Origin of the sequence: Azohydromonas lata, from assembly GCF_034427735.1 — a bacterium.
Lineage (GTDB): Bacteria > Pseudomonadota > Gammaproteobacteria > Burkholderiales > Burkholderiaceae_C > Azohydromonas > Azohydromonas lata.
The window spans coordinates 1-254 of record NZ_JAXOJX010000267.1 but is presented as its reverse complement, the minus strand read 5'-3'; the positions used below and the strand labels follow the sequence as shown (position 1 = coordinate 254).

The window sequence follows — 254 nt, the reverse complement described above, 5'->3', positions numbered from 1 at the left end:
GCGACGCGGCGCAGTCGGACCTGGTGTCGCTGAACAACGGCCACATCGTGTTGGTGGCCGGCGGCATGGTGACGCTGAACGACGGCACGGCCAACGGCGGCATCGCCGGCGTGGCGGGCACGGCAGTGAGCACGGCGGGCACGGGTTCCATCCTGTTGCAGGCCACGAGCGGTGACGTGATCGTCAACGGCGACATCGCCAGCGGCACGGGCCACGTCACGCTCAAGGCCGCGGGCAGCGTGCTGCTGGGCAGT

Annotated in this window: 1 protein-coding gene; it reads left to right on the top strand. The window is 70.9% G+C overall.

What is annotated here, in order from left to right; all coding sequences use genetic code 11:
• The coding region (locus SM757_RS35335) for a hypothetical protein (protein ID WP_322468915.1) at positions 1-254 on the top strand (254 nt) is incomplete at both ends.